This window comes from Burkholderia sp. BCC0397 (assembly GCF_902832865.1).
GTDB lineage: Bacteria > Pseudomonadota > Gammaproteobacteria > Burkholderiales > Burkholderiaceae > Burkholderia.
On sequence record NZ_CADFDL010000014.1, the window covers coordinates 179,678 to 199,116 of the forward strand.

Genomic DNA, 19,439 nt, shown 5'->3' on the forward strand with positions numbered 1-19,439 from the left:
CTTACTTCTTCTTCGTTTCTTTGAGGATCACAACCTCGTCGGCATAGCGCACGCCCTTGCCCTTGTAGGGCTCCGGCGGACGGTAACCGCGAACTTCCGCAGCTACTTGACCGACTTGTTGCTTGTTGATCCCCTTGATCACGATTTCGGTTTGCGTCGGGGTTTCAGCCTTGATGCCTTCCGGCATCTGGTGCACCACCGGGTGCGAGAAACCCAGCGACAGGTTCAGCTTGTCGCCTTGCGCTTGCGCACGGTAACCGACGCCAACCAGCGTCAGCTTGCGCTCGAAACCCTTGGTCACGCCGTGCACGGCATTCGCGATGATCGCGCGCATCGTGCCCGACAGTGCATTTGCTTCGCGGCTTTCGTCGACCGGCGCCAGATTCAGCGTGCCGTCGTTGTTCGCCACGTTCACGAGCGGATTGATCGCTTGCGTGATGGTGCCCAGCGGGCCCTTGACGGTGATTGCACCGTCGGCCAGCTTGACTTCCGCGCCTTGCAGCGCGATCGGGCTTTTACCTACTCGAGACATGTTTCTCTCTCCTCGGCTTTAAGCGACGTAGCAGATGACTTCGCCGCCGACGCCGGTAGCGCGCGCCTTGCGGTCGGTCATCACGCCCTTCGGCGTCGACACGATTGCCACACCGAGGCCATTCATGACCTGCGGAATGTCGTTACGGCCGCGGTACACGCGCAGACCAGGCTTCGACACGCGCTCGAGGCGTTCGATGACCGGGCGACCTGCGTAGTACTTCAGCGCGATATTCAGTTCAGACTTCGCACCTTCCGCCTTCACGGCGAAATCGTCGATATAGCCTTCGTCCTTCAGGACTTGCGCGATTGCAACCTTGACCTTCGACGAGGGCATCGCGACCGATACCTTCTCGACCATCTGCGCGTTGCGGATGCGAGTCAGCATATCGGCGATAGGATCACTCATGCTCATTTACGTTTCTCCTATTACCAGCTCGCCTTGGTCAGGCCAGGAATCTCGCCACGGAATGCGATTTCACGAATCTTGTTACGCGCGAGGCCGAATTTACGGAACGTGCCACGCGGACGGCCCGTGATCGCGCAGCGGTTACGCTGGCGGGTCGGGTTTGCGTTGCGGGGCAGTTGCTGCAGCTCCAGGCGTGCTTCGTAGCGCTCTTCTTCCGACTTGCTTTGGTCTTCGACGATCGCCTTCAGCGCTTCGCGCTTTGCTGCGAACTTCGCGACCAGGCGGGCGCGCTTCTTTTCACGTTCGATCAGTGCCAGTTTAGCCACGGTAACCTCAGTTTCTGAACGGGAACTTGAAGCTGGCGAGCAGAGCCTTTGCTTCGTCGTCGGTCTTCGCAGTCGTCGTGATGCTGATGTTCAGCCCACGCAGTGCGTCGATCTTGTCGTAATCGATTTCGGGGAAAATGATCTGCTCTTTCACACCGATGTTGTAGTTGCCACGGCCATCGAAAGCACGACCCGACACACCGCGGAAATCTCGCACGCGGGGCAGGGCAACCGTCACGAAACGGTCGAGGAATTCGTACATCGCTTGGCCACGCAGCGTCACCATCGCGCCGATCGGGTAACCCTGGCGGATCTTGAAGCCTGCGATTGCCTTGCGGGCCTTCGTGACGACCGGCTTCTGGCCGGCGATCTTCGTGAGGTCGCCAACGGCGTTCTCGATGATCTTCTTGTCAGCGATCGCTTCGCCAAGACCCATGTTCAGCGTGATCTTGGTGATGCGCGGCACTTCCATGACCGACTTGTAACCGAACTTCTCGATCAGGCCGGGCACAACCGATTCTTTGTAAAACTCTTGAAAACGAGCCATTTTTTACTCCGCTGCGTCAGGCGCTCAGTACGGCACCGGTCGTCTTCAGGAAGCGAACCTTCTTGCCTTCCTCGACCTTGATGCCAACACGCGACGCCTTGCCATTCGCGTCGACCAGTGCGACGTTCGAAATATGCAGGGGCATCGTCTTCGCTTCCACGCCGCCCGTCGTACCCTTCATCGGGTTCGGCTTCACATGCTTCTTGACGAGGTTGATACCCTCGACCGTCACATGTTCAGCACCGACAGCCAGCACGACGCCGCGCTTGCCCTTGTCCTTACCAGTGACGACGATGACTTCGTCACCTTTGCGAATCTTGTTCATCGCGACTCCTTACAGCACTTCCGGCGCCAGCGAAACGATCTTCATGAATCGTTCGCTACGCAGCTCACGCGTCACCGGCCCGAAGATACGGGTGCCGATCGGCTCGAGCTTGTTATTCAAAAGCACAGCGGCGTTGCCGTCGAACTTGATCAGCGAGCCGTCTTGACGGCGCACGCCCTTGGCGGTGCGGACCACCACGGCGTTGTAAATTTCGCCTTTCTTCACGCGCCCGCGCGGCGTTGCCTCTTTGACGCTCACCTTGATGATGTCGCCAATGCCGGCATAACGACGCTTCGAGCCGCCGAGCACCTTGATGCACAGAACTTCACGTGCACCCGTGTTGTCGGCTACTTCGAGCCGAGATTCGGTCTGGATCATGGTTTGTCTTTCCCAACTTAATCCGGATGCACCACCATGATGCATTCGGTCAGTCTTGGTCCCGTCAGCCAATCGGCTGCTTGGGTTGGAACAGCAGCGACGGCAAACGAAACCCGCCATCGCAATTCGGTGAATCTTTCAGACAGGCTGGCGCCAGTCCGCTTCCCCCACCAATTTCGCCCGCGACGGGGCTCCCATAAAGAGGGAAGACCAGGATTATAACAAATAATCCTGGTCGCGCAAGCAAAAACTTTGCGATTTCAAGCACTTCGTGGAGAAGTGCTTGTTACTGCCTACTGCACTGCCCGCTTAGATGACGCGAGCTGCTTCGACGAGGCGCGACACCGCCCAGGCCTTCGTCTTCGAAACAGGACGCGTTTCCTGGATTTCGACGAGATCGCCTTCGTTGCAGGTGTTCGCTTCATCGTGCGCGTGGTACTTCTTCGAGCGCACGACATACTTGCCGTAGATCGGATGCTTGACGCGGTGCTCGATCAGCACGGTGACGGTCTTGTCCATCTTGTTGCTGACGACCCGACCGACCAGCGTCCGCTTCAGCGAGGTTTTCACGCTATCGTTCATTTCTGGTTCGCCTTCTGAGTCATGACGGTCCGCACACGTGCGATGTCGCGACGAACCTTCTTCAGCTGGCTCGTGTTCGTGAGCTGCTGGGTCGCGAGTTGCATGCGCAGGCCGAATTGCGCCTTCAGCAGGTCCGCCAGCTCCTTGTTGAGCGCGGCCTGGTCTTTCTGGAGAAGTTCGGAAGCCTTCATATTTTCTCCTTAGGCGCCGAGCTGGCGCACGATGAACGCCGTCTTCAGCGGCAGCTTGGCTGCAGCCAGACGGAACGCTTCGCGTGCCAGTTCTTCGGTTACGCCGTCCATTTCATAGAGCATCTTGCCCGGCTGAATCTCGGCGACGTAGTACTCCGGGTTACCCTTACCGTTACCCATACGCACTTCGGCCGGCTTCTGCGAAATCGGCTTGTCCGGGAAGATCCGGATCCAGATGCGGCCGCCACGCTTGATGTGACGCGTCATTGCACGACGCGCCGCTTCAATTTGACGGGCGGTCAAACGACCGCGACCGATCGCCTTCAGGCCGAAGTCACCGAACGACACTGCGTTGCCGCGCGTCGCCTTGCCGGTGTTACGACCCTTCTGCTCTTTACGATACTTTCTGCGTTTCGGTTGCAGCATCGTTATTCTCCAGTCTTGCCGTCTTCGGGCTTGCCGGCGCCGCGGCGCGGTGCGCCACGACGAGCACCCGGAGCGCCGCCTTCGCCGTCACGGCGCGGACGACGGTCGCCCGGACGCGCATTGCGACGCGGACGCTTGTCTTCGGCTACTTCTTCCACCACCGGTGCGTCGTTGCGGCCGAGCGTATCGCCCTTGTAGACCCACACCTTGACGCCGATGATCCCGTAAGTCGTCTTCGCTTCCGAGGTCGCGTAGTCGATATCAGCACGCAGCGTGTGAAGCGGCACGCGACCTTCGCGATACCACTCCGTACGAGCGATTTCGATACCGTTCAGACGGCCTGCGCTCATGATCTTGATGCCTTGGGCACCCAGACGCATCGCGTTCTGCATCGCACGCTTCATCGCGCGACGGAACATGATCCGGCGCTCGAGCTGTTGCGTGATCGAGTCGGCGATCAGCTGAGCATCGGTTTCCGGCTTGCGGATTTCTTCGATGTTGACGTGAACCGGCACGCCCATGCGGCGTTGCAGTTCCGTCTTCAGCTGTTCGATATCCTCGCCCTTCTTGCCGATGACCACGCCCGGACGCGAGCTGTAAATCGTGATGCGCGCGTTCTTCGCCGGACGCTCGATGACGACCCGACCGACCGAAGCGTTCTTCAGCTTCTTCTTCAGGTACTCACGAACACCGATGTCTTCCTGCAGCATCGCCGCGAAATTGTTGTTGTTCGCGTACCAACGCGAAGCCCAATTGCGGCTGACAGCCAGGCGGAAGCCAGTCGGATGAATTTTCTGTCCCATCGTATGGCTCCTTAATTCCCGACCGTCACAGTGATGTGACAGGATTGCTTCTCGATGCGGTTACCGCGGCCCTTGGCGCGCGCGGTGAAACGCTTGAGCGATGCAGCCTTGTCGACGTAGATGCTCGTGATCTTGAGCTCGTCGATATCAGCGCCTTCGTTGTGCTCCGCATTCGCGATTGCCGACAGCACAACCTTCTTCACGATGCCAGCCGCCTTCTTCGGCGAGAACGTCAGAACGTTCAGCGCCTTGTCGACCGGCAAACCGCGGATCTGGTCAGCCACAAGGCGCGTTTTCTGCGCCGAGATGCGGGCACCGCGATGAATTGCTTTCACTTCCATCTTGATTGCCCCTTATTTCTTGGCCTTCTTGTCGGCTGCGTGACCCTTGAACGTACGGGTCAGTGCGAACTCGCCAAGCTTGTGGCCGACCATGTTTTCCGAGATGTACACCGGAACGTGTTGACGGCCGTTGTGAACAGCGATCGTCAGGCCGATGAAATCCGGCAGAATCGTCGAGCGACGCGACCAGGTCTTGATCGGCTTTTTGTCGCGCGAAGCTGCAGCCGCCTCAACTTTCTTCAGCAAATGGGCGTCGCAGAACGGACCTTTTTTAACAGAACGTGCCATTGCCTACTCCTTAACGCTTGTGACGGCGCTGGACGATCATCGTCGTCGTGCGCTTGTTGCTGCGGGTGCGGTAACCCTTAGCCGGCGTACCCCACGGGCTCACCGGGTCGCGACCTGCAGCCGTCTTGCCCTCACCACCACCGTGCGGGTGATCAACCGGGTTCATCGCAACGCCACGCACCGTCGGGCGGATACCGCGCCAGCGGTTCGCGCCAGCCTTGCCGATCTGGCGCAGGCTATGCTCTTCGTTGCCGACTTCACCGATCGTTGCACGGCACTCGATGTGCACGCGGCGGATTTCGCCCGAACGCAGACGAACCTGCGCGTAGACGCCTTCGCGCGCCAGCAGCATGGCCGACGTGCCAGCCGAACGCGCCATTTGCGCGCCCTTGCCCGGCAGCATCTCGATGCAGTGGATCGTCGTACCGACCGGAATGTTGCGGATCGGCAGCGTGTTGCCTGCACGGATCGGCGCTTCCGAACCCGACATCAGCTGTTGGCCGACGGTCAGGCCCTTCGGGGCGATGATGTAGCGACGTTCGCCGTCTGCGTAGAGCACCAGCGCGATGTTCGCGCTGCGGTTCGGGTCGTACTCGAGACGCTCGACCTTTGCCGGGATGCCATCCTTCGTGCGACGGAAATCGACGATACGATAGTGTTGCTTGTGACCACCACCCTTGTGACGCGTGGTGATACGACCGTTGTTGTTACGGCCGGCGGTCGAGCTCTGCGAATCGAGCAGTGCCGCGAACGGCTTGCCCTGGTGCAGGTTCTTGTTGACCACCTTGACCATCGCGCGGCGACCCGGCGATGTCGGCTTAACTTTAACGATTGCCATGATTACTTGGCCTCCGCTTCAAAGTTGATTTCCTGGCCGGGCTTCAGGCAAACGTACGCCTTCTTCACGTCCTTGCGGCGGCCCATCGAACGGCCGAAGCGCTTTTGCTTGCCCTTCTGAACCAGCACGTTGACCGAATCAACTTCAACCTTGAACAGCAGCTCGACAGCCGCCTTCACTTCCTGCTTCGTGGCATCCGGTGCGACTTCGAACACGACTTGCTCGTTCTTGTCGGCAACCAGCGTCGCCTTTTCCGAGATCACCGGTGCGAGCAGGACCTGCATCAAACGATGATCGTTCTTGCGAATCTCGCTCATGACAGCAACTCCTCGATCTGGGCGACCGCAGCCTTCGTGACCAGCACTTTCTTGAAGTAGATCAGCGACAGCGGGTCAGCGTAGCGCGGCTCGACAATCGCCACGTGCGGCAGGTTGCGCGAAGCCAGGTACAGGTTCTCGTCGACCGTGTCGGTGATGATCAGCACGGAGTCGAGACCCATGGTCTTGAATTTGTCGGCCAGCAGCTTGGTCTTCGGCGCTTCGAGGATGATGTCCTCGACGACCGACAGACGGCCTTCACGGGCCAGCTGCGAGAAGATCGAGCAGAGACCTGCGCGATGCATCTTCTTGTTGACCTTGTGCGAGAAGTTTTCTTCCGGCGAATTCGGGAAGATACGACCACCGCCACGCCACAGCGGGCTCGACGACATACCGGCACGAGCGCGGCCCGTACCCTTCTGGCGCCACGGCTTCTTGGTCGTGTGCTTGACTTGCTCACGGTCCTTCTGTGCGCGGTTACCCTGGCGAGCATTCGCCTGGTAAGCGACGACGACCTGGTGGATCAGCGCTTCGTTGTAGTCACGACCGAACACGACGTCCGATGCGTTGACCACTGCACCTTCCTGACCATTTTCGTTCAGGAGCTTGAGTTCCATTATTTCGCCCCCTTGGTCTTGACGGCCGGCGTCACGAAGACCTTACCGCCCTTCGCGCCCGGAATCGCACCCTTCACGAGCAGCAGCTTGCGCTCTGCGTCGATACGAGCGATTTCGAGGTTCTGCACCGTCACCGTCACGTCACCCATGTGACCCGTCATGCGTTTACCCGGGAAAACACGACCCGGATCCTGCGCCATACCGATCGAGCCCGGCACGTTGTGCGAGCGCGAGTTACCGTGCGTGGCACGGCCGGAGGAGAAGTTGTAACGCTTGATCGTACCGGCGTAGCCCTTACCGATCGACACGCCTTGCACGTCGACCTTCTGGCCCACTTCGAAAAGATCTGCACCGACCACGGCGCCATTCGACAGCTCGGCTGCCTTGGCCGCGTCAATGCGGAATTCCTTGAGGATTTCACCGGCTTCGACACCGGCTTTGGCGAGATGACCTGCCAGCGGCTTCGTCACGCGCGATGCGCGGCGGGAGCCGAATGCAACCTGCACGGCCGTGTAGCCGTCGGTTTCAACAGTCTTGATCTGCGTCACGCGGTTGTCCGACACGTCCAGCACGGTGACGGGAATCGAATCCCCTTCAGCCGTGAAGATACGGGTCATGCCAACCTTGCGACCTACGAGTCCAAGGCTCATCATTTTCTCCATTCCCGACTGCGATTGGTCGGGGCTGATTTACAAAATGCCGGGCACGCAAGGCCCAACTTTTTTACGCGAATACGCGAAAAGCCAAGCAGTATAGCCCGACTTTCCGATTTCCGCAAGCAATACAAAGACTTAGCACCACCCGACAAGCCGGGCAGCGCCGGAAGCCTTACTGCAGCTTGATTTCCACGTCGACGCCAGCCGGCAGGTCGAGCTTCATCAGCGCGTCAACGGTCTTGTCCGTCGGGTCGACGATGTCCATCAGGCGCTGGTGGGTGCGGATTTCGAGCTGATCGCGCGACGTCTTGTTGACGTGCGGCGAACGCAGGATGTCAAAACGCTGAATGCGCGTCGGCAGCGGCACCGGGCCACGGACGATTGCGCCAGTCCGCTTCGCGGTATCGACGATTTCGGCAGCCGATTGATCGATCAGACGATAGTCGAATGCCTTCAGGCGAATGCGGATTTTCTGTTGCTGCATGACAATTCCTTGAAAGAGCGAGGCGATGTTGCATCGCCGGACACTAAAAGAACGTGAAACATGACGCCAGCGGGGAGCGAAGCATCAGGTTCCGGACAGTACTTCCACTGCTAAGCCCGCGATTCTACACGAAATTCCGAAGTAGTGTTGCGTGTTTCTCGGCGCGCGCAACGCGCCGCCGGAAAAACAAAACCGGGCGCCAGCGCAAGCTGGGCACCCGGTTTCGGCGGTACAACCGCGTACCGCGGGAATCGCGGACCCCATCGGGATCCGCGGATCGTCGATATTACTCGATGATCTTGGCGACGACGCCGGCGCCGACGGTACGGCCACCTTCGCGGATCGCGAAGCGCAGACCTTCTTCCATCGCGATCGGAGCGATCAGCTTCACCGTGATCGACACGTTGTCGCCCGGCATCACCATTTCCTTGTCCTTCGGCAGCTCGATCGAGCCCGTCACGTCCGTCGTACGGAAGTAGAACTGCGGACGGTAGTTGTTGAAGAACGGCGTGTGACGGCCGCCTTCGTCCTTGCTCAGCACGTACACTTCAGCCGTGAAGTGCGTGTGCGGCGTGATCGAACCCGGCTTCGCCAGAACCTGGCCACGCTCCACGTCTTCACGCTTCGTGCCGCGCAGCAGGATACCAACGTTGTCGCCTGCCTGACCTTGGTCCAGCAGCTTGCGGAACATTTCAACGCCCGTGCAGGTCGTCTTCACCGTCGGCTTGATACCGACGATTTCGATTTCCTCGCCGACCTTCACGATGCCGCGCTCGACACGACCCGTCACCACCGTACCACGACCCGAGATCGAGAACACGTCTTCCACCGGCATCAGGAACGCGCCGTCAACTGCACGCTCCGGCGTCGGGATGTACGTGTCCAGCGCGTCGGCCAGGCTCATGATCGCCACTTCGCCCAGCTCGCCCGTGTCGCCTTCCAGCGCCAGCTTTGCCGAACCCTTCACGATCGGCGTGTCGTCGCCCGGGAAGTCGTACTTCGACAGGAGTTCGCGAACTTCCATCTCGACCAGCTCGAGCAGTTCCGCGTCGTCCACCATGTCGCACTTGTTCAGGAACACGATGATGTACGGAACGCCAACCTGACGCGCCAGCAGGATGTGCTCACGCGTTTGCGGCATCGGACCGTCTGCTGCCGAGCACACCAGGATCGCGCCGTCCATCTGCGCTGCGCCCGTGATCATGTTCTTCACATAGTCAGCGTGGCCCGGGCAGTCGACGTGTGCGTAATGGCGGTTAGCCGTTTCGTACTCGACGTGTGCCGTGTTGATCGTGATGCCGCGCGCCTTTTCTTCCGGTGCCGCGTCGATCTGGTCGTACGCCTTCGCTTCGCCGCCGAACTTCTTCGTCAGAACCGTCGTGATCGCTGCCGTCAGCGTCGTCTTGCCGTGGTCAACGTGACCAATCGTACCAACGTTCACGTGCGGCTTGGTCCGCTCGAATTTACCTTTTGCCATGATTCTCTTCTTTCAAAAATAATCGATTGTGATAGCGAATTACTTCGACTTCGCGCTGATGATCGCTTCTGCAACGTTCTTCGGGGCTTCAGCGTAGTGCTTGAACTCCATCGTGTACGTTGCGCGACCCTGCGTCAGCGAACGCAGCGACGTGGAATAGCCGAACATTTCCGACAACGGCACTTCGGCGCGCACGATCTTGCCGCCGCCCACCATGTCATCCATACCCTGGATGATGCCGCGACGACCCGACAGGTCGCCCATCACGTTACCCATGAAGTCTTCCGGCGTTTCCACTTCCACGGCCATCATCGGCTCGAGCAGAACCGGATCAGCGCGGCGCATCGCTTCCTTGAACGCCATCGAACCAGCCATGCGGAACGCATTTTCGTTCGAGTCGACGTCGTGGTACGAACCGAACGTCAGCGTGACCTTCACGTCGACGACCGGGAAGCCTGCCAGCACGCCGCTCTTCAGCGTTTCCTGGATACCCTTGTCAACCGACGGGATGTATTCGCGCGGAATCACGCCGCCCTTGATCGCGTCGATGAACTCGTAGCCCTTGCCCAGTTCGCTGCGCTCGAGCGTAATGACCGCATGGCCATACTGACCACGGCCACCCGACTGCTTGACGAACTTGCCTTCCACGTCCGCGGCCGACTTGCGAATGGTTTCGCGGTAGGCAACCTGCGGCTTGCCGACGGTCGCTTCCACGCCGAATTCACGCTTCATCCGGTCGACCAGAATTTCGAGGTGGAGCTCGCCCATACCCGAAATGATCGTTTGACCCGATTCTTCGTCGGTCTGCACGCGGAACGACGGATCTTCCTGAGCGAGACGGTTGAGCGCCAGGCCCATCTTCTCCTGGTCGGCCTTCGTCTTCGGCTCGACTGCCTGCGAAATCACCGGCTCCGGGAAAATCATGCGTTCGAGCACGATCGGGTGAGCCGGATCGCACAGCGTGTCGCCCGTGGTCGCTTCCTTCAGGCCGACCGCGGCAGCGATATCGCCAGCGCGAACTTCCTTGATTTCTTCACGCTGGTTCGCGTGCATCTGCAGAATACGGCCGAGACGTTCCTTCTTGTCCTTGGTCGCATTGAGCAGCGTATCGCCCGAATTCACCACGCCCGAGTAGACGCGGAAGAAGATCAGCTGGCCGACGAACGGGTCGGTCATGATCTTGAACGCGAGTGCCGCGAACTTTTCGTCGTCGGCCGCACGGCGCTCCGTCTTCTCGCCGTTTTCGAGTTCACCCGTAACCGGCGGAATATCGACCGGCGACGGCAGGAAATCGATCACGGCGTCGAGCATGCGCTGCACGCCCTTGTTCTTGAACGCGGTGCCGCACAGCATCGGCTGGATTTCGCACGCGATCGTACGGTCGCGCAGACCCTTGACGATCTCGGCTTCGGACAGCTCGCCCGCTTCCAGGTACTTGTTCATCAGGTCTTCACTCGACTCTGCAGCCGCTTCGACCATCTTTTCACGCCATTCGTTGCACGTGTCGACGAGTTCCGCCGGGATGTCCACGTAGTCGAACTTGGTACCTTGCGACGCTTCGTCCCAAATGATCGCCTTCATCTTGATCAGGTCGACGACGCCCTTGAAGCCTTCTTCCGCACCGATCGGCACCACGACCGGAACCGGGTTCGCCTTCAGGCGCAGACGGAGCTGGTCGTAGACCTTGAAGAAGTTCGCGCCGGTACGGTCCATCTTGTTGACGAACGCGAGACGCGGCACCTTGTACTTGTTCGCCTGGCGCCACACCGTTTCCGACTGCGGCTGCACGCCGCCCACTGCGCAGTACACCATGCACGCGCCGTCGAGCACGCGCATCGAGCGCTCCACTTCGATCGTGAAGTCGACGTGGCCCGGGGTGTCGATGATGTTGATGCGGTGTTCCGGATAGTTGCCGCCCATGCCCTTCCAGAAGGCCGTGGTAGCAGCGGACGTGATCGTGATGCCACGCTCTTGTTCCTGCTCCATCCAGTCCATCGTGGCTGCGCCGTCGTGGACTTCACCGATCTTGTGGTTCACACCGGTGTAAAACAGAATGCGCTCGGTCGTCGTCGTCTTGCCGGCGTCGATGTGAGCGCTAATACCGATATTGCGGTAGCGCTCGATAGGAGTCTTGCGAGCCACTTTGATCCTCTACTGGGATGACGTGACGCAGCCCTGCTGCATCACGCTTCAACACAAACGGGCGAGGCGCCTGAAAAGCGCACCCGCCCGGAATTTATTTCCGCAAACAGCCCAGCCAGGCGCTTAGAAACGGAAATGCGAGAACGCGCGGTTGGCTTCTGCCATGCGGTGAACTTCGTCGCGCTTCTTCATCGCGCCGCCACGGCCTTCGGCCGCTTCGGAGAGTTCACCTGCCAGACGCAGAGCCATCGACTTCTCGCTACGCTTCTTCGCAGCCTCACGCAGCCAGCGCATCGCCAATGCCATACGACGCGACGGGCGCACTTCGACCGGAACTTGATAGTTGGCACCACCAACGCGGCGGCTCTTCACTTCGACCACCGGCTTCACGTTGTTGAGCGCAACCGTGAACACTTCCAGCGGGTCCTTGCCACCCTTGGTCTGGATCTGTTCGAATGCGCCATAAACGATGCGCTCTGCGACCGACTTCTTGCCGGACAGCATCAGCATGTTCATGAACTTGGCAACATCAACGTTACCGAACTTCGGATCCGGCAACACTTCCCGCTTGGGGACTTCGCGACGACGCGGCATGATTCTTCCTTTACTTGTTCAGTTGGAGCTGGATTCAGCTCCGCGGCCACCAACAAACCCGATCACATCTTCACGACTAACCAGCTTGGCCGGGTGACCACTTACTCGACAGCACCGGCAATCCGGCACTCCCGCCTCGACCGCCCTGGGGCGATCCCTGATCAAAAACTGCTTACTTGGCAGCCTTTGCACGCTTCGCGCCGTACTTCGAGCGCGCTTGCTTACGGTCCTTGACGCCCTGGGTATCCAGCGAGCCGCGAACCATGTGGTAACGCACACCCGGCAAGTCCTTCACACGGCCGCCGCGGATCAGCACAACCGAGTGCTCCTGCAGGTTGTGGCCTTCACCGCCGATGTACGAAATCACTTCGAAGCCGTTCGTCAGACGAACCTTGGCAACCTTACGGAGTGCCGAGTTAGGCTTCTTAGGCGTCGTCGTGTACACACGGGTGCACACGCCGCGACGCTGGGGGCAGTCCTGCAGGGCCGGGCTCTTGCTCTTCGTCGTTTCCGACTGACGGCCTTTGCGAACCAGTTGGTTGATGGTTGGCATTGTTTATTCCTGAAATTGAACAAAATCTGCACATCGATTTCGGGCAAAGCGAGAATCGGCGCGCAGTTGACTTCCGAACCGGCGAGACGGACACGAACCTTCGAACGCGACTCGGCCCGCCGAATACCGGAACCCAGCATAATATTCCGGAAATACCAACTAAGTCAACGGCTTGCGTGATTTACTGGCCGCATGGGCGGTTTACCGGAAGGGTCGGAACACCTGTGTCACGCCGATTCGACGACGTCGATGATCTCGTCGCCGAAGCGCTCGAGCTTGCGCACGCCCATGCCGGGGATATGGCGCAGGTCTTCGATCGTCTCCGGCGCGTTGCGCGCGATCTCGGCGAGCGTCGCATCGTGGAAGATCACGTAGGCCGGCACGCCGTCGGACTTCGCGGTTTCCGCGCGCCACGCGCGCAGCGCGTCCCAGCGTGCGCGCTCGCGCGTGCCCATGCCGGCCGTCGGGTCGACGCGCGTGCCGCTGCGGCTCGACGACTGGCGGGTGCGCTGCGGCTTCACGTAGCGGCGCAGCGTGACCTTCTCCTCGTTCTTCAGCACCGGCTTCGCGGCCTCGGTGAGCATGAGCGCGCCGAAGCCGCCATGGTCGACCGCCAGATAACCGTACGCGACCAGCTGCCGGAAAATCGCGCGCCACTCGGCCTCGGACAACGACGCGCCGATCCCGAACGTGCTGAGCTGGTCATGGCCGCGCTGCAACACCTTCTCGGTGCGCCCGCCGCGCAGGATCTCGATCAGGTGGCTCGAGCCGAAATTGAAGCCGCTCGCGCGCTGCGCGCGGAACACGCACGACAGCGCCATCTGCGCCTCGCGCGTCGCGTCCCATGAATCGGGCGGCTCGATGCACGTGTCGCAGTTGCCGCACGGCTGGCTCGCCTCGCCGAAGTAGTTCAGCAGCCGCACGCGGCGGCACGAGATCGTCTCGCACAGCCCGAGCAGCGCGTCGAGCTTCGACGTCTGCACGCGCTTGTGCGCGTCGTCCGCATCGGACTCGTCGATCATCTTGCGCTGCTGGACGACGTCGCCGAGGCCATACGCCATCCATGCGTTCGCCGGCATCCCGTCGCGGCCCGCGCGGCCGGTTTCCTGGTAGTAGCCTTCGACGCTCTTCGGCAAATCGAGGTGCGCGACGAAGCGCACGTCGGGCTTGTCGATGCCCATACCGAACGCGATCGTCGCGCACATCACGATGCCTTCCTCGCGCTGAAACATTTCCTGGTGCTTCTGCCGCACCTCGAACTCCATTCCCGCGTGATACGGCAGCGCGCGCACGCCCTGCGCCTTCAGCCATTCGGCCGTTTCCTCGACCTTGCGGCGCGACAGGCAATAGACGACACCCGCGTCCGTCGTGCCGTCGGCATTCGTGTGCTCGGCGCGAATGAAATCGAGCAGTTGCGAGCGCGCGTTGTCCTTTTCGACGATCCGGTAGCGGATGTTCGGGCGGTCGAAGCTCGATATGAACACGCGCGCATCGTCGAGCGCGAGACGATGGATGATCTCGTCGCGCGTGATCGCATCGGCCGTGGCGGTGAGCGCGATGCGCGGCACCGACGGGAACCGCTCGTGCAGCACCGACAGCTGGATGTATTCCGGGCGGAAATCGTGCCCCCATTGCGACACGCAGTGCGCTTCGTCGATCGCGAACAGGCCGATCTTCGCGCGCTCGAGCAGCTCGAGGAAGCGCCCCGTCATCAACCGCTCCGGCGCGACGTACAGCAGGTCAATTTCGCCCTCGCGCAGCGCGCGCTCGGTGGCCGCGGCCTCGGCGCCCGACAGCGTCGAATTCAGGTAGGCCGCGCGCACGCCGACTTCGCTCAACGCGGCGACCTGGTCCTGCATCAGCGCGATCAGCGGCGACACGACGATGCCGGCGCCCTGCCCGGCCTCGCGGCGCAGCAGCGCGGGAATCTGGTAGCACAGCGACTTGCCGCCGCCGGTCGGCATCAGCACGAGACAATCGCCGCCGCCGGCGACGTGCTCGACGATCTCGCCCTGCTGGCCGCGAAAGGCGGAATAACCAAAGACTTCGTCGAGTATTTCGAGGGCGCGGGACATGAATGAGACCAGGGACGGCTAAGCGATGACCGCAATTTTAACAACCCGCTCGCGCGACGCGTGGCGAATCGCGCGATGTTGGCCATTCGGTCAGGGTTCGTTCGCGTGCATCACGGGCCTGCCGCGCCCGTACGGGACGCGATCGCGAGGCATGCGCCGGCGCTGCGCAGGCACGTCATGCACGTGAACGAAGGATGAAAAAAAACCGCCCGGCAGAACCGGGCGGTTTCGGTGACAGCGATGATAGCAAGGCAAGGCGGCTTGCGCCGCCCGCGCTTACTCGGCTGCCGGGTGCTGTTGCGGCTCTTCTGCCGGCGCGCTCGGCGTGCCGAAGTCGAATGCCTCTTCCGCTGCGATCTGGTCGAAACGCTCGCGATCCGACGATTCCTTCGCCTTGCGTGCCTTGTGGAACGCGAGACCCGTACCGGCCGGAATCAGACGGCCGACGATCACGTTTTCCTTCAGGCCGCGCAGATCGTCGCGCTTGCCCATGATCGCCGCTTCGGTCAGCACGCGGGTCGTTTCCTGGAACGATGCCGCGGAGATGAACGAGTCGGTCGACAGCGAAGCCTTCGTGATACCGAGCAGCACGTTGTCGTACGAAGCCGGACGCTTGCCCTCGGCGATCATGCGATCGTTCTCGTCCAGCATGTCGGAACGCTCGACCTGTTCGCCCGGGATGAAGCGCGTATCGCCGTTGTCGGTGATCTGCACACGACGCAGCATCTGGCGAACGATCACCTCGATGTGCTTGTCGTTGATCTTCACGCCCTGCAGACGGTACACGTCCTGCACTTCGTCGACGATGTAGCGCGACAGCGCCTCGATACCCTGCAGACGCAGGATGTCGTGCGGATCGGCCGGACCGTCCACGATCATTTCGCCCTTGTTGACGACCTGGGCATCGTGAACCAGAACCTGCTTTTCCTTCGCGATCAGGAACTCGTGCTGATTGCCCTCGAGATCCGTGATGACGAGACGCTGCTTGCCCTTCGTATCCTTACCGAACGACGTCGTACCGGTGACTTCCGCGAGAATGCCGGCATCCTTCGGCGAACGCGCTTCGAACAGTTCCGCCACCCGCGGCAGACCGCCGGTAATGTCACGCGTCTTCTGCGCTTCCGTCGGGATACGTGCGAGCACTTCACCGACCTGCACCTGCTGGCCATCCTTCACGGTGATCAGTGCGCCGACCTGGAAGCCGATCTGCACCGCGTGCTCCGTGCCCGGAATCTTCACTTCCTCGCCGTTCGCGTCGAGCAGCTTCACCTGCGGACGCACGCTCTTCGAAGCCTGCGAACCGCGACGCTTCACGTCGATCACGACCAGCGTCGACAGGCCGGTCACGTCGTCGATCTGCTTCGCGACGGTCACGCCTTCCTCGACGTTCTCGAACTTCACCGTACCACCGTACTCGGTGATGATCGGACGCGTCAGCGGATCCCACGTGGCGAGCTGCGTGCCGGCCTTGATCGTCGCGCCGTCGAGCTGCAGCAGCGTCGCGCCGTACGGCACTTTGTGACGCTCGCGCTCGCGACCGAAGTCGTCGGTGATCATCGCTTCGCCCGAACGGGAAATGACGATCTGCTCGCCCTTCGCGTTCGTGACGTAGCGCATCGTCGCCGTGAAGCGGACGATACCGTTGCTCTTCGCTTCGACCGACGAAGCCACTGCCGCACGCGATGCCGCACCACCGATGTGGAACGTACGCATCGTCAGCTGCGTGCCCGGTTCGCCGATCGACTGCGCCGCGATCACGCCGACTGCTTCGCCGACGTTCACGAGCGAGCCGCGGCCGAGGTCGCGGCCGTAGCAGGCTGCGCACAGGCCGTAACGCGTTTCGCAGGTCAGCGGCGTGCGCACGCGCACTTCGTCGATGCCGAGGCGTTCGATTTCCTCGACCGCCGTTTCGTCGAGCAGCGTGCCCGATTCGTACAGCGTTTCCTGCGTTTCCGGGTTCACGACGTCCGCGACCGCGACGCGGCCGAGGATACGGTCGCGCAGCGCTTCGACGACTTCACCGCCTTCGACGAGCGCCTTCATCGCCACGCCGTTCGACGTGCCGCAATCGTCTTCCACCACGACCAGATCCTGCGTGACGTCGACCAGACGACGCGTCAGGTAACCCGAGTTCGCGGTCTTCAGTGCCGTATCAGCCAGACCCTTACGTGCACCGTGGGTCGAGATGAAGTACTGCAACACGTTCAGACCTTCGCGGAAGTTCGCGGTAATCGGCGTCTCGATAATCGAGCCGTCCGGCTTCGCCATCAGGCCTCGCATACCGGCCAGCTGACGAATCTGAACCGCCGAACCCCGGGCGCCCGAGTCGGCCATCATGTAGATCGAGTTGAACGACTCCTGGCGCGTCTCGTTGCCGTCGCGGTCCGTCACCGGCTCCGTCGACAGCTGCTCCATCATCGCCTTGCCGACCGCTTCCGACGTTGCCGACCAGATGTCGACCACGTTGTTGTAGCGTTCCTGCGCGGTGACGAGACCCGACATGTACTGGCGGTCGTACTCCTTCACCTTCTTCGCGGCGTCGCCGACGATCGTTTCCTTCTGCGGCGGCACGAGCATGTCGTCCACGCAGATCGAGATGCCGGCACGCGTCGCGAGACGGAAGCCCGACTGCATCAGCTGGTCGGCAAACACGACCGTCGCACGCAGACCGCACTTGCGGAATGCGGTGTTGATCAGGCGCGAGATTTCCTTCTTCTTCAGCGGCTTGTTCAGCACCGAGAACGGCAGGCCGTGCGGCAGGATCTCCGACAGGATCGCGCGACCGACGGTCGTCGCGTACAGCGAGATCTTCGGCACGAACGGCGGCGCGCCTTCCGACGTGTCCTCGTTGTGGACCATTTCGGTGATCCGCACGTTGACGCGCGAGGCCAGCTCGACTTCCTTGTTCTCGTACGCGCGGATCACTTCCGACACGCCCGTGAACGACAGGCCTTCGCCCTTGGCGTTGACCGCTTCGCGGGTCGCGTAGTACAGACCCAGCACGATATCCTGCGACGGCACGATCGACGGATCGCCGTTGGCCGGGAACAGCACGTTGTTCGACGCCAGCATCAGCGTGCGCGCTTCCATCTGCGCTTCGAGCGACAGCGGCACGTGAACGGCCATCTGGTCACCGTCGAAGTCGGCGTTGAACGCCGCGCAGACGAGCGGGTGCAGCTGAATCGCCTTGCCTTCGATCAGCACCGGCTCGAACGCCTGGATACCGAGACGGTGCAGCGTCGGCGCACGGTTCAGCATCACCGGGTGCTCGCGGATCACCTCTTCGAGGATGTCCCACACCACCGGCGTCTGGTTCTCGACTTCCTTCTTCGCAGCCTTGATGGTCGTCGCGACGCCCATCACTTCCAGCTTGTTGAAGATGAACGGCTTGAACAGCTCGAGCGCCATCAGCTTCGGCAGGCCGCACTGGTGCAGCTTCAGCGTCGGGCCGACCACGATGACCGAACGGCCCGAGTAGTCGACGCGCTTGCCCAGCAGGTTCTGACGGAAACGACCGCCCTTGCCCTTGATCATGTCGGCGAGCGACTTCAGCGGACGCTTGTTCGCGCCCGTCATCGCCTTGCCGCGACGACCGTTGTCGAGCAGCGAGTCGACGGCTTCCTGCAGCATCCGCTTTTCGTTGCGGACGATGATTTCAGGCGCCTTCAGCTCGAGCAGACGCTTCAACCGGTTGTTACGGTTGATCACGCGGCGATACAGGTCGTTCAGGTCCGACGTCGCGAAACGGCCGCCGTCCAGCGGCACGAGCGGACGCAGTTCCGGCGGCAGCACCGGCAGCACTTCGAGGATCATCCACTCGGGCTTGATGCCCGAGCGCTGGAATGCCTCGAGGACCTTCAGGCGCTTCGCGTACTTCTTGATCTTCGCTTCCGAGCCGGTGTTCTTCAGCTCGGTGCGCAGCGTCTCGACCTGCTCGTCGATGTTGATCGCGCGCAGCAGTTCACGCACGCCTTCCGCGCCCATTTCGGCACGGAATTCGTCGCCGTATTCCTCGACCTTGTTGTAGTAATCCTCTTCGGTCATGATCTGCCGCGCCTTCAGCGGCGTCATGCCCGGTTCGATCACCACGTATGCTTCGAAGTACAGCACGCGTTCGATGTCGCGCAGCGTCATGTCGAGCACCATGCCCAGACGCGACGGCAGCGACTTCAGGAACCAGATGTGCGCGACCGGCGAGGCCAGCTCGATGTGGCCCATGCGTTCGCGACGCACCTTCGCCAGCGTCACTTCGACGCCGCACTTCTCGCAGATCACGCCGCGGTGCTTCAGGCGCTTGTACTTGCCGCACAGGCACTCGTAGTCCTTGATCGGCCCGAAGATCTTCGCGCAGAAGAGACCATCGCGTTCCGGCTTGAACGTACGGTAGTTGATGGTCTCCGGCTTCTTCACTTCGCCGAACGACCACGAACGGATCTTGTCGGGCGAGGCCAGACCGATCTTGATCGCGTCGAAAACTTCTTCCTGTTGGACTTGCTTGAATAGATCGAGCAGAGCTTTCATTGCTTTCTCTCCGTAGTC

The 19,439-nt window shown here is 61.2% G+C and carries 23 protein-coding genes; all 23 read right to left on the minus strand.

What is annotated here, in order from left to right:
• Position 1 precedes the first annotated feature (1 nt).
• Positions 2–532 carry a 50S ribosomal protein L6 gene (gene rplF / locus HWX03_RS30655; RefSeq protein ID WP_174390718.1) on the minus strand — a complete coding sequence of 177 codons (531 nt, stop codon included), beginning with the start codon at positions 530–532 and terminating at the stop codon, positions 2–4.
• A gap of 18 nt (positions 533–550) precedes the next feature.
• Positions 551–946: a 30S ribosomal protein S8 gene (gene rpsH, locus HWX03_RS30660; RefSeq protein WP_006477185.1), complete on the minus strand. Its 396-nt coding sequence runs from the start codon at positions 944–946 to the stop codon at positions 551–553.
• Positions 947–960: 14 nt separating this feature from the next.
• The gene (gene rpsN / locus HWX03_RS30665; RefSeq protein ID WP_006482884.1) at positions 961–1,266 is read right to left on the minus strand and encodes a 30S ribosomal protein S14; all 306 of its coding nucleotides are present in this window, start codon (positions 1,264–1,266) and stop codon (positions 961–963) included.
• A gap of 7 nt (positions 1,267–1,273) precedes the next feature.
• Positions 1,274–1,813, minus strand: coding sequence for a 50S ribosomal protein L5 (gene rplE, locus HWX03_RS30670; protein ID WP_174390717.1), 540 nt, complete (start codon positions 1,811–1,813; stop codon positions 1,274–1,276).
• 16 nt (positions 1,814–1,829) lie between these two features.
• The gene (rplX, locus tag HWX03_RS30675) at positions 1,830–2,138 is read right to left on the minus strand and encodes a 50S ribosomal protein L24 (RefSeq protein WP_006477187.1); all 309 of its coding nucleotides are present in this window, start codon (positions 2,136–2,138) and stop codon (positions 1,830–1,832) included.
• Positions 2,139–2,147: 9 nt separating this feature from the next.
• On the minus strand, positions 2,148–2,516 hold the full coding sequence (rplN, locus tag HWX03_RS30680; protein WP_006482918.1) for a 50S ribosomal protein L14: 369 nt from the start codon (positions 2,514–2,516) through the stop codon (positions 2,148–2,150).
• A gap of 309 nt (positions 2,517–2,825) precedes the next feature.
• Positions 2,826–3,098, minus strand: coding sequence for a 30S ribosomal protein S17 (gene rpsQ / locus HWX03_RS30685; RefSeq protein WP_047899582.1), 273 nt, complete (start codon positions 3,096–3,098; stop codon positions 2,826–2,828).
• Positions 3,095–3,289 carry a 50S ribosomal protein L29 gene (gene rpmC, locus HWX03_RS30690; RefSeq protein WP_006400652.1) on the minus strand — a complete coding sequence of 65 codons (195 nt, stop codon included), beginning with the start codon at positions 3,287–3,289 and terminating at the stop codon, positions 3,095–3,097. The genes rpsQ and rpmC overlap by 4 nt, the downstream gene beginning before the upstream one ends.
• Positions 3,290–3,298: 9 nt before the next feature.
• Positions 3,299–3,715, minus strand: coding sequence for a 50S ribosomal protein L16 (rplP, locus tag HWX03_RS30695; RefSeq protein WP_006752927.1), 417 nt, complete (start codon positions 3,713–3,715; stop codon positions 3,299–3,301).
• A gap of 2 nt (positions 3,716–3,717) precedes the next feature.
• Positions 3,718–4,518 (minus strand): 30S ribosomal protein S3, encoded by an 801-nt coding sequence (rpsC, locus tag HWX03_RS30700; RefSeq protein ID WP_006482899.1) that lies wholly within the window; start codon positions 4,516–4,518, stop codon positions 3,718–3,720.
• Between the two features lie 11 nt (positions 4,519–4,529).
• Complete coding sequence (gene rplV, locus HWX03_RS30705) at positions 4,530–4,859, minus strand: 50S ribosomal protein L22 (RefSeq protein WP_007730533.1); 330 nt, start codon at positions 4,857–4,859, stop codon at positions 4,530–4,532.
• Between the two features lie 12 nt (positions 4,860–4,871).
• On the minus strand, positions 4,872–5,147 hold the full coding sequence (rpsS, locus tag HWX03_RS30710; RefSeq protein WP_004199273.1) for a 30S ribosomal protein S19: 276 nt from the start codon (positions 5,145–5,147) through the stop codon (positions 4,872–4,874).
• Positions 5,148–5,157: 10 nt separating this feature from the next.
• On the minus strand, positions 5,158–5,985 hold the full coding sequence (gene rplB, locus HWX03_RS30715) for a 50S ribosomal protein L2 (protein ID WP_006482900.1): 828 nt from the start codon (positions 5,983–5,985) through the stop codon (positions 5,158–5,160).
• Positions 5,986–5,987: 2 nt separating this feature from the next.
• A complete protein-coding gene (gene rplW, locus HWX03_RS30720) occupies positions 5,988–6,302 on the minus strand; it encodes a 50S ribosomal protein L23 (protein WP_004199275.1) in 315 nt (104 codons plus the stop codon).
• Positions 6,299–6,919, minus strand: coding sequence for a 50S ribosomal protein L4 (gene rplD / locus HWX03_RS30725; protein ID WP_006477192.1), 621 nt, complete (start codon positions 6,917–6,919; stop codon positions 6,299–6,301). Before rplD ends, rplW begins: the two co-directional genes overlap by 4 nt.
• Positions 6,919–7,569, minus strand: coding sequence for a 50S ribosomal protein L3 (gene rplC / locus HWX03_RS30730; protein ID WP_006482922.1), 651 nt, complete (start codon positions 7,567–7,569; stop codon positions 6,919–6,921). The genes rplD and rplC overlap by 1 nt, the downstream gene beginning before the upstream one ends.
• 178 nt (positions 7,570–7,747) lie before the next feature.
• A complete protein-coding gene (gene rpsJ, locus HWX03_RS30735; RefSeq protein ID WP_004199280.1) occupies positions 7,748–8,059 on the minus strand; it encodes a 30S ribosomal protein S10 in 312 nt (103 codons plus the stop codon).
• 286 nt (positions 8,060–8,345) lie between these two features.
• A complete protein-coding gene (gene tuf / locus HWX03_RS30740) occupies positions 8,346–9,536 on the minus strand; it encodes an elongation factor Tu (RefSeq protein WP_011350666.1) in 1,191 nt (396 codons plus the stop codon).
• Positions 9,537–9,575: 39 nt separating this feature from the next.
• Positions 9,576–11,678, minus strand: coding sequence for an elongation factor G (fusA, locus tag HWX03_RS30745; protein WP_175824372.1), 2,103 nt, complete (start codon positions 11,676–11,678; stop codon positions 9,576–9,578).
• A gap of 123 nt (positions 11,679–11,801) precedes the next feature.
• Positions 11,802–12,272, minus strand: a complete 471-nt coding sequence (rpsG, locus tag HWX03_RS30750) for a 30S ribosomal protein S7 (RefSeq protein WP_006477195.1) — start codon at positions 12,270–12,272, stop codon at positions 11,802–11,804.
• Between the two features lie 172 nt (positions 12,273–12,444).
• Positions 12,445–12,825, minus strand: a complete 381-nt coding sequence (rpsL, locus tag HWX03_RS30755; RefSeq protein ID WP_006400662.1) for a 30S ribosomal protein S12 — start codon at positions 12,823–12,825, stop codon at positions 12,445–12,447.
• A 227-nt stretch (positions 12,826–13,052) separates the two neighbouring features.
• On the minus strand, positions 13,053–14,900 hold the full coding sequence (gene recQ, locus HWX03_RS30760) for a DNA helicase RecQ (protein WP_175824371.1): 1,848 nt from the start codon (positions 14,898–14,900) through the stop codon (positions 13,053–13,055).
• A 276-nt stretch (positions 14,901–15,176) separates the two neighbouring features.
• Positions 15,177–19,421: a DNA-directed RNA polymerase subunit beta' gene (rpoC, locus tag HWX03_RS30765; RefSeq protein WP_175873830.1), complete on the minus strand. Its 4,245-nt coding sequence runs from the start codon at positions 19,419–19,421 to the stop codon at positions 15,177–15,179.
• Between the last annotated feature and the right edge of the window lie 18 nt (positions 19,422–19,439).

Bases quoted from the DNA above. Each gene is read 5' to 3' on its own strand.
- rplF (WP_174390718.1), bottom strand. From the start codon at position 532: ATGTCTCGAGTAGGTAAAAGCCCGATCGCGCTGCAAGGCGCGGAAGTC.
- rpsH (WP_006477185.1), bottom strand. From the start codon at position 946: ATGAGCATGAGTGATCCTATCGCCGATATGCTGACTCGCATCCGCAAC.
- rplE (WP_174390717.1), bottom strand. From the start codon at position 1,813: ATGGCTCGTTTTCAAGAGTTTTACAAAGAATCGGTTGTGCCCGGCCTG.
- rplX (WP_006477187.1), bottom strand. From the start codon at position 2,138: ATGAACAAGATTCGCAAAGGTGACGAAGTCATCGTCGTCACTGGTAAG.
- rplN (WP_006482918.1), bottom strand. From the start codon at position 2,516: ATGATCCAGACCGAATCTCGGCTCGAAGTAGCCGACAACACGGGTGCA.
- rpsQ (WP_047899582.1), bottom strand. From the start codon at position 3,098: ATGAACGATAGCGTGAAAACCTCGCTGAAGCGGACGCTGGTCGGTCGG.
- rpmC (WP_006400652.1), bottom strand. From the start codon at position 3,289: ATGAAGGCTTCCGAACTTCTCCAGAAAGACCAGGCCGCGCTCAACAAG.
- rplP (WP_006752927.1), bottom strand. From the start codon at position 3,715: ATGCTGCAACCGAAACGCAGAAAGTATCGTAAAGAGCAGAAGGGTCGT.
- rpsC (WP_006482899.1), bottom strand. From the start codon at position 4,518: ATGGGACAGAAAATTCATCCGACTGGCTTCCGCCTGGCTGTCAGCCGC.
- rplV (WP_007730533.1), bottom strand. From the start codon at position 4,859: ATGGAAGTGAAAGCAATTCATCGCGGTGCCCGCATCTCGGCGCAGAAA.
- rpsS (WP_004199273.1), bottom strand. From the start codon at position 5,147: ATGGCACGTTCTGTTAAAAAAGGTCCGTTCTGCGACGCCCATTTGCTG.
- rplB (WP_006482900.1), bottom strand. From the start codon at position 5,985: ATGGCAATCGTTAAAGTTAAGCCGACATCGCCGGGTCGCCGCGCGATG.
- rplW (WP_004199275.1), bottom strand. From the start codon at position 6,302: ATGAGCGAGATTCGCAAGAACGATCATCGTTTGATGCAGGTCCTGCTC.
- rplD (WP_006477192.1), bottom strand. From the start codon at position 6,919: ATGGAACTCAAGCTCCTGAACGAAAATGGTCAGGAAGGTGCAGTGGTC.
- rplC (WP_006482922.1), bottom strand. From the start codon at position 7,569: ATGAGCCTTGGACTCGTAGGTCGCAAGGTTGGCATGACCCGTATCTTC.
- rpsJ (WP_004199280.1), bottom strand. From the start codon at position 8,059: ATGCAGCAACAGAAAATCCGCATTCGCCTGAAGGCATTCGACTATCGT.
- tuf (WP_011350666.1), bottom strand. From the start codon at position 9,536: ATGGCAAAAGGTAAATTCGAGCGGACCAAGCCGCACGTGAACGTTGGT.
- rpsG (WP_006477195.1), bottom strand. From the start codon at position 12,272: ATGCCGCGTCGTCGCGAAGTCCCCAAGCGGGAAGTGTTGCCGGATCCG.
- rpsL (WP_006400662.1), bottom strand. From the start codon at position 12,825: ATGCCAACCATCAACCAACTGGTTCGCAAAGGCCGTCAGTCGGAAACG.
- recQ (WP_175824371.1), bottom strand. From the start codon at position 14,900: ATGTCCCGCGCCCTCGAAATACTCGACGAAGTCTTTGGTTATTCCGCC.
- rpoC (WP_175873830.1), bottom strand. From the start codon at position 19,421: ATGAAAGCTCTGCTCGATCTATTCAAGCAAGTCCAACAGGAAGAAGTT.